This is a genomic window from Paracoccus sp. M683 (assembly GCF_007096355.1).
GTDB lineage: Bacteria > Pseudomonadota > Alphaproteobacteria > Rhodobacterales > Rhodobacteraceae > Paracoccus.
Window position 1 is genome coordinate 1 of record NZ_VKDF01000037.1, and the last position, 5,973, is coordinate 5,973.

Annotated in this window: 10 protein-coding genes; 4 read left to right on the forward strand and 6 right to left on the reverse strand. The window is 55.6% G+C overall.

Annotated features, from left to right (window positions below; genetic code table 11):
* The first annotated feature begins 392 nt into the window (after positions 1 to 392).
* Positions 393 to 1,304, forward strand: a complete 912-nt coding sequence (locus FNJ84_RS21370) for an ArdC family protein (protein WP_143795225.1) — start codon at positions 393 to 395, stop codon at positions 1,302 to 1,304.
* 65 nt (positions 1,305 to 1,369) lie between these two features.
* Here FNJ84_RS21370 and FNJ84_RS21375 read toward each other — a convergent pair whose 3' ends face one another.
* The 4 genes from FNJ84_RS21375 to FNJ84_RS21390 all read right to left on the reverse strand — a co-directional run bounded on the left by FNJ84_RS21375 (position 1,370) and on the right by FNJ84_RS21390 (position 4,106).
* Positions 1,370 to 2,560 (reverse strand): Fic family protein, encoded by a 1,191-nt coding sequence (locus FNJ84_RS21375; RefSeq protein ID WP_143795226.1) that lies wholly within the window; start codon positions 2,558 to 2,560, stop codon positions 1,370 to 1,372.
* Between the two features lie 215 nt (positions 2,561 to 2,775).
* The gene (locus tag FNJ84_RS21380; protein WP_185968645.1) at positions 2,776 to 3,312 is read right to left on the reverse strand and encodes a CBS domain-containing protein; all 537 of its coding nucleotides are present in this window, start codon (positions 3,310 to 3,312) and stop codon (positions 2,776 to 2,778) included.
* A gap of 174 nt (positions 3,313 to 3,486) precedes the next feature.
* Positions 3,487 to 3,666, reverse strand: coding sequence for a hypothetical protein (locus FNJ84_RS21385; protein WP_143795228.1), 180 nt, complete (start codon positions 3,664 to 3,666; stop codon positions 3,487 to 3,489).
* A 194-nt stretch (positions 3,667 to 3,860) separates the two neighbouring features.
* The gene (locus tag FNJ84_RS21390; RefSeq protein WP_143795229.1) at positions 3,861 to 4,106 is read right to left on the reverse strand and encodes a hypothetical protein; all 246 of its coding nucleotides are present in this window, start codon (positions 4,104 to 4,106) and stop codon (positions 3,861 to 3,863) included.
* Between the two features lie 109 nt (positions 4,107 to 4,215).
* Here FNJ84_RS21390 and FNJ84_RS21395 point away from each other — a divergent pair, with 109 nt between their 5' ends.
* Together FNJ84_RS21395 and FNJ84_RS21400 are read left to right on the forward strand one after the other, a co-directional pair.
* Positions 4,216 to 4,452, forward strand: coding sequence for a hypothetical protein (locus FNJ84_RS21395; protein ID WP_143795230.1), 237 nt, complete (start codon positions 4,216 to 4,218; stop codon positions 4,450 to 4,452).
* Entirely contained in the window at positions 4,449 to 4,901 is a 453-nt protein-coding gene (locus tag FNJ84_RS21400; protein WP_143795231.1) for a hypothetical protein, read from the forward strand. Before FNJ84_RS21395 ends, FNJ84_RS21400 begins: the two co-directional genes overlap by 4 nt.
* 40 nt (positions 4,902 to 4,941) lie before the next feature.
* Here the strand turns inward: FNJ84_RS21400 and FNJ84_RS21405 are convergent, their stop codons facing one another.
* Positions 4,942 to 5,169, reverse strand: coding sequence for a hypothetical protein (locus FNJ84_RS21405; RefSeq protein WP_143795232.1), 228 nt, complete (start codon positions 5,167 to 5,169; stop codon positions 4,942 to 4,944).
* Between the two features lie 117 nt (positions 5,170 to 5,286).
* Between FNJ84_RS21405 and FNJ84_RS21410 the strand changes: the two genes are divergently transcribed.
* A complete protein-coding gene (locus tag FNJ84_RS21410) occupies positions 5,287 to 5,610 on the forward strand; it encodes a hypothetical protein (RefSeq protein WP_143795233.1) in 324 nt (107 codons plus the stop codon).
* Positions 5,611 to 5,631: 21 nt separating this feature from the next.
* Here the strand turns inward: FNJ84_RS21410 and FNJ84_RS21415 are convergent, their stop codons facing one another.
* The gene (locus tag FNJ84_RS21415; protein WP_143795234.1) at positions 5,632 to 5,835 is read right to left on the reverse strand and encodes a hypothetical protein; all 204 of its coding nucleotides are present in this window, start codon (positions 5,833 to 5,835) and stop codon (positions 5,632 to 5,634) included.
* Positions 5,836 to 5,973 lie beyond the last annotated feature (138 nt).

The window sequence follows — 5,973 nt, forward strand, 5'->3', positions numbered from 1 at the left end:
CCGGCATCCTGTTCCTTGATCATCCCGATTATCTGCGCCTCGGTGAAACGGCTCTTTCGCATGTGTCTGCTCCTTCAGAGTTGGCGCAGACTCTAAATCACGATGAGGGATTTCGCGGGGGGCAGGTCACCGCCATTCGGCTTTGATCCCTTGCGCGTTCATCGCCAGCCGTGAACGGCTGACATCCTTCTCTTTCATTGGGGCCTGATGGCCCATCACCCGTCAAGACCAAGCCCTTCGCTGTGGCATCGCGCGAAGGCCATGGGCCGTGGCTCGCCTTCGGCTGCGCCCGCACCACCCACCATGGCCTTCGGTCTGGACGGTCTCCCCCCTCTCTTCGCCAGAGGGGCAGTTCGGTTTCATGCGAAAGCCGAACAAAGGAGAAAAAAGACATGAAAGCCGATGTTTATCAGAAAGTAACTGACAAGATTATTGCCGATCTGGAGAAAGGCGAGCTGTCTTGGCTCAAGCCTTGGAACGCTGGAAACCTTGAAGGTAAGATCACCAAGCCCTTGCGGCACAACGGCATGCCATACAACGGAATCAATGTGCTGATGCTGTGGGGGGCGAGCGTCGAGGCGGGGTATCTCTCGCCGTACTGGATGACCTTCAAACAGGCGAAAGAGCTTGGCGCACACGTCAAGAAAGGCGAGCGCGGCAATCTGGTGGTCTATGCCAACACCATCACCAAGACCGAAGAGCAGGACGACGGCAGCGAGGAAGAGCGCAAGATTCCATTCATGAAGGGTTACAGCGTTTTCAACGTCGAGCAGATCGAAGGCTTGCCCGAGCATTACTACGCCAAGCCCGAGCCGATCATTGATCCGGCTTTGCGGATCAGCCACGCGGAAGAGTTTTTCGGGCACACAGGGGCAGATATCCGCCATGGCGGCAACAGCGCCCACTATAGCGGCGGCAGCGATCATGTGCAGATGCCAGCATTCGAGACCTTCCGCAGCCCTGAGAGCTACTATGCCACGCTTGCCCACGAGCTGACCCACTGGACGAAACACAAGAGCCGCCTTGACCGAGACTTTGGCCGCAAGCGCTGGGGTGATGAAGGCTACGCCCGTGAAGAACTTGTTGCCGAGCTTGGCGCTGCGTTCCTTTGCGCTGATCTGGAGCTGACGCCCGAGCCTGGCATGGATCATGCCGCCTATATTCAGAGCTGGCTGAAAGTCTTGAAGGACGACAAGCGCGCGATCTTCGCCGCCGCCGCCCATGCGCAGCGCGCTGCAGATTTCTTGCATGGCCTGCAACCGCTGATCGAGGACGAGCAGCAGGACGAAGGAGTCGCCGCGTAAGCGGCGACTTTTCAGCATTGAAAATTTCGCGCCCGCCTTTTGGCGGGCGCATACCTTCGGGCATTCTAGCCCTCGGGGAAGAGCCCCGGCATCCAACGTTCCGCGTATTTTGCCGGGAAGGCCAGATGCAGCGGCGCGCGCGTGCTTTCGGAGCGAAGCGCTCCGGCCTTGAGCAGGGCCGAGGTGATCCGGCGAGAAGTGCGCTCGCTTGTGCCAAGTACGGAATCCACCTCGCCGCGCTCCAGCACGCCTTGGTAGAGGATAGCTTTCAGCACCAGATCGGATTTCGGGGGCAGGTTTCCGGCGCGCATTTCTTCTTCTGCCCAGATCATGATCCGGTCGCGCAGCCGTTCCGCCTGCATCAGCGAGCCCATAAATTCGACCTGATCGATGCTGATGCGCAGAAAGAATTCCGTAAAGGAGGCCAGCGCCGCTTCGCTGAGTGTGCCGCGTCCATCTCTATCGCCGCGCCTGTCTCCATCGCAAGCTTGCAAATGTGCTTTGTAGTCGGCTTCGCGCCGCGCAAGGCCGCGCGCGACCGACCAAAGACCGCGCGTGTCGAGAGAATTCCGCAGCATGGCATAGGACATCAGACGCGCCACGCGCCCATTGCCATCCATGAAAGGGTGCACCCAAAGAAGGCGGTGATGTGCGCAGGCAGCGGCCAGGATGGACTCGATGCGGCCAGCGCGTGCATAGGCCTGATGCAGTCGATCCAGAAAGCGCGGGACAGCGCCAGGGCTTGGCGGTATATGCTGCCCGACCTGCACATAGCGCTCGCGGAGCTGGCCAGGTACGACCGGGATGTTTTCATGCGTCTGGGGGTCTTCCACGAAGAGCAGGTCTTCCGGCAGCAACTCGCAAAACCGGCAATGAATCTCGATGATCGACGCCAGAGCAGTCGAGGGGTCTTCAAGCCCGCCATCATCAATCCATTTCTGGACAGTGATATGGGCCTTGGCTTCGAGCTGGAGGTCGCGCTTCTTGGGATCTGCGCTGTAGTCACCCTCAAGAGCGCGTTCGATATCAATGGGATGGGTGTTGTGACCTTCGATCAGGTTCGAGTAGTAGCAGTTCATCGAGCGCACCAGATCGGCCAGCGCCGCTGCGATGGACTCGGGCAAGCTGGCGCGGAACGCAGCGGATTTTTCGGCCAGCTCAAGCGCCAGATCACTCAAGACCGCACGGCTAGGAGAGCCCTCGCTCACCATGAGGGGCTCAAAAAGACCTATACTTTCACCATCGTCGCGTGCCATGCTTGTCCTGAATTTTGGCCGGTTTATAGGCCGGATAGTTAAATTCACTTATCCTAAATATATCATAGCTTTATGATCTGTGGAAGCGTTCTGAAGTCCGGCTGTATGGCCGCTTCTGTGGCCGGTTGTCAAGGAAAGACTGGCGTTTCCTCTGCACAGCGCGTTGGCGTCCGGCTGGCCTCAATGCCAGCCGAACACCATTCTTCGGAAGAATTCTAGATTGCGGCACCAATGCCGTAGGGCTCAACACCCATGAAGTACGAAAGCAGTGCGTCTTTTGACTTCATGACGTCTTGGGATTTCGCAAGCACATGGCGGTGAATGTCGATTGCATCAACGATACCGATAAACGTCCCATCGGAAGCTACGACAGGCATGCGCCGATACCCAAAAAATGTCACTATATCGAGTGCGCCCTCAGCCGAAGTAGTCGGGTCGAGACTATTAGCATTCGGAATCATCACATCCCATGCCGTGAGGCTTTCAGCATCACTTTTTTCGGAAAGAGAGATTAGGCGGCGTTTTAGGTTGGATGAGTCACCAAATGCCTTTCGAACGATCTCATGTTCTGTAACCATACCTACAAACTTGCCCGAAGAGTTTACTACGCCGCCTGCACTAAGGTCGCTAATCTGCATTCTCTTGATGATATCAGGAACGCTATCCTTCGGTTTAAATGTAATATGAGTTTTTGCCGCGACAATGTCACGGACTGTTCGTATTTGATTTTGGGGTCTTTTCATATTAGTCATCATGACCTCCTTTCATTAAGCAAGACCACAACAAGAAATATGTTCACTCAGAGCTTTTCGCTCCTTAGGTACTTAAGAATCTTAAGTGCGAACAATAATATTATCATATAAAAATCAATATATTGTCAAATTTTTTGCCGAAGCGACCAGCCAATATGGCTAGCCGCCAGACGGTTAGAGACCTGGACCGCGCGCGGCCAGCTCATCTTCGATGTTGCGCCTCGTGGCCAGCGCCTCGCGGCGCTCTTGGCTGCTGCGCGGGGCACTCGCAAAGGCGTTGAACGCCTCGGCCAACAGGCCATGCAATTCTGCCGTGCTGCGGGATGCCGCTTCAAAGCGTGAGACGAGTTTCATCGTATCCTCCTTTTGCTTCAAGGAGGCCCCGAACCACTCAGGGCCTTTCGGCCCCGGCACACACCATCATCGGCCCATGGAAGGTCTGATGGTTCGGGAGGTTTCTTGATCCTGCATACAGGCGGATGCGCGTGAAGCGCTTCGAAATCGTCTTTGAGGTGGTGATCTCCGGCAGCACTGGCGGGATGTGCGGCCTATCGGGCGATGTCCAGCAATAGTATTTGCGCGGTGCCCTCGTGCAGTGCCATCGGCAGCCATGATCCGTGCTCCAATCGAGTGATTTCTTCGAAGATGACTGATGAGCCGAAGCCAGACTTGACGTTGGCGCGGCTGGCCTTGGTCTGTGGCGTGTTTTTCTGCCGATACTGTCCGTCTCGTTTTCTTGGGAGTTGGCTTGCAACAGATGCCCTAAATTCCCTGGCCGGATGCGGCCCAGCCATCAAAATCCTGCCCGCTCCAAGTATCCGTGTTGGATATGACAGCTGGTCCTTTGCCTCCGGCGCTTCGGGAGGGCGTTAGCAAGCCAAACCCAAGCAAAGGAGAAAGAACATGGCACGCGAAAACTCGAACCCCACCCAAGCCCTGAACGCACCTGACTACATGGCATGGCACGTCACCCAGAAGGGCGAGAAATCCTACTGGAACAAAGTCGGCGCTGCATGGGCGCACAAAGACGGGAAGGGCTACACCCTCCAGCTGGAGACCTGCCCGATCAATGGCCGGATCGTCCTGCGCCTGCCGCTGGAAGATGCACCGCAAGCCGACAACGAAGCGGGGCGCTCATGAGCGCCCCGTGCAAGATCAAGGAGTTTCGAGTTGATCCCTCTCGTCTTTCCTCTGGCACATGGTGCCATAGCCGCGACCGCCAGATCGGCGAGGGTGATATCAGCGCCTCCTACAGCGGCGACAAGATCGGACTCGAAGGCTGCGTGCGCTCACCCTTCAAATGGCAGAACTGCCTTTGGGTCTGTACCGGGATGGTTTCTCGGGGCGATTTCCGCGCAGCCGATGCCTACCGCCTCGTGCCACGGAGATTTTTAGACGGTACGCCGATCAGCTATCATGAAAATGCCATGCTGGGCGACGAGGCGAGAACCAGGCCCGAAGGCTTCTATCACGGCATGGCCGTTCGCCACGGCAAGCAGGACTATGTGCTGATCGGCCCGAGCGCTGTGTTTATGCCGTCCGAGGACGTGCAGACACCGAGGCAAGCTGATCTGTTTGACCTATTGTGAAATTCGCCGCCCGCGGAGGGCGGCGTATCCTTTCGAGTGGCTACTCGTCCTTCGCTTGCTCGTATCCTTGTTTGTAACCCGCCAAGTAGGCCTCATGAAGTGTCTTGACGTTACTCGCTTCAATATCGAGGAGGTAACCCATTCCGATAGCGGTAAGGGAAAGTGTTTCGTTGTCGTCCTTCGCAAGAAGGCCACAGCGTAAGCACTCCTCTTTACCAAAGTCGTCGAGCAACTTGGCAATCGTATATTTCTTCTCTGCATCATACATACTTCTATTATCGCATAATGATCAGAAATTGGAAAACTATTGCATCATATATTTCTAGTTTCTTGACTGATTTCAATTGATTATGGTATTGAGTTTGGTTTTTCGAAAGGATTGACGATGAAAAACCATACAAGAGGAATATTTTTGGCAGCCTCGCTATCCATGGCTGCGACACCTGCGCTTGCGGCAGATGCCGCAGGCTATCTGAACGTAATGGCAAATGGCGAGCTTAAAACAGAGCGGATCGAATCGAACTCCGGTGACGTTTGCCTCGCGCAGGCATTTGTAGCAGCGATGACAACGGAAAATCTGGAGTTTGCTTTCATCAACTGCGTTGATGCAGATGGCGAGTGGATTGGTTCTCAAACTTGTACTTCTTCAGAATGCGGAACCATCAAGGCAGGGGAGCCGATGGGCAGATTTCCAATTCGCCCAAGCTAAAAGGTCCTCTGGCCGATTGCTTCATGTAGGCGTATTGTCGTCGTCTTCGAACCAGTCATCACGCTTCGCACGCGGCTTGAACTCTGGCACCAACACGTCTGGTTTTTGTTTGTGCCGGGCATGTGTAAGCCGGATGGCAAGCCGGATGGTGTCCTCCGCCTTCAGTTTGAAATGCTCTCGCAGGTCATTCAGTTGGCGAGCATGTGCATCATCCAGGTTCAGCATTATTGTGTGTGACCTGCCCCCCGCGAAATCCCTCATCGTGATTTAGAGTCTGCGCCAACTCTGAAGGAGCAGACACATGCGAAAGAGCCGTTTCACCGAGGCGCAGATAATCGGGATGATCAAGGAACAGGATGCCGG

Coding starts and splice junctions, on each gene's coding strand:
- FNJ84_RS21400 (WP_143795231.1), top strand. CDS start 4,449: ATGAGCGCCCCGTGCAAGATCAAGGAGTTTCGAGTTGATCCCTCTCGT.
- FNJ84_RS21380 (WP_185968645.1), bottom strand. CDS start 3,312: ATGACTAATATGAAAAGACCCCAAAATCAAATACGAACAGTCCGTGAC.
- FNJ84_RS21385 (WP_143795228.1), bottom strand. CDS start 3,666: ATGAAACTCGTCTCACGCTTTGAAGCGGCATCCCGCAGCACGGCAGAA.
- FNJ84_RS21395 (WP_143795230.1), top strand. CDS start 4,216: ATGGCACGCGAAAACTCGAACCCCACCCAAGCCCTGAACGCACCTGAC.
- FNJ84_RS21415 (WP_143795234.1), bottom strand. CDS start 5,835: ATGCTGAACCTGGATGATGCACATGCTCGCCAACTGAATGACCTGCGA.
- FNJ84_RS21370 (WP_143795225.1), top strand. CDS start 393: ATGAAAGCCGATGTTTATCAGAAAGTAACTGACAAGATTATTGCCGAT.
- FNJ84_RS21410 (WP_143795233.1), top strand. CDS start 5,287: ATGAAAAACCATACAAGAGGAATATTTTTGGCAGCCTCGCTATCCATG.
- FNJ84_RS21375 (WP_143795226.1), bottom strand. CDS start 2,560: ATGGCACGCGACGATGGTGAAAGTATAGGTCTTTTTGAGCCCCTCATG.
- FNJ84_RS21405 (WP_143795232.1), bottom strand. CDS start 5,169: ATGTATGATGCAGAGAAGAAATATACGATTGCCAAGTTGCTCGACGAC.
- FNJ84_RS21390 (WP_143795229.1), bottom strand. CDS start 4,106: ATGGCTGGGCCGCATCCGGCCAGGGAATTTAGGGCATCTGTTGCAAGC.